The organism is Streptomyces sparsogenes subsp. cuspidosporus, from assembly GCF_039532705.1.
In the GTDB taxonomy this organism is placed as follows: Bacteria; Actinomycetota; Actinomycetes; order Streptomycetales; family Streptomycetaceae; genus Streptomyces; species Streptomyces sparsogenes.
In genome coordinates this window covers 1-645 of the sequence record NZ_BAAASD010000147.1, presented here as the reverse complement: position 1 = coordinate 645, position 645 = coordinate 1, and the positions used below count along the sequence as shown (strand labels likewise).

Genomic DNA, 645 nt, shown 5'->3' with positions numbered 1-645 from the left:
TGGTGCCCAGGACGTTGCATGTGGATGAGCCGACGCCGCATGTGGACTGGTCGTCGGGTGCGGTGGAGTTGGTGACGGAGGCGCGTCCGTGGCCGGGGACGGGTCGTCCGCGGCGGGCGGGGGTGTCCTCGTTCGGCATCAGCGGGACGAACGCCCATGTGGTGCTGGAGGAGGCCCCGGCGGAACAGCGCTCCAAGGCCGCGGATAAGCCTTCAAACGAGTCTTCGGACGAGTCGGGCCAGGACGTGGCGGATGGCCTGGTGCCGTGGGTGCTGTCCGCCCGGTCGGCCGCGGGGTTGCGGGGGCAGGCGGCGCGGTTGCGGGAGTTCGCGGCTGGGGCGGAGGCCTCCGACGCGGATATCGCCTGGTCGCTGGTGTCGACCCGGGCGGGCCTCGAGCACCGCGCGGTGGTGCTCGGACGGAACCGTGCCGAACTGGACGCCGGCCTGGCTTCCCTGGCCGCGGACGAGCCGGCCGGAAACGTGGTGCGCGACATCACCGCCGGCGACCGCCCCCTGGCGCTGGTGTTTTCGGGTCAGGGGGCGCAGCGGTTGGGGATGGGTGCGGGGTTGGTGGGGTTGCCGGGGTTCGGTGAGGTGTTCGGGGAGGTGTGTGGGGCGTTCGACGGTGTGTTGGAGGTGCCGT

General features: G+C 72.4%; 1 pseudogene. It reads left to right on the top strand.

Annotated features, from left to right (window positions below):
* Positions 1 to 89: 89 nt before the first annotated feature.
* Positions 90 to 645: pseudogene (locus tag ABFY07_RS42785) on the top strand (ketoacyl-synthetase C-terminal extension domain-containing protein); the annotation flags it as partial.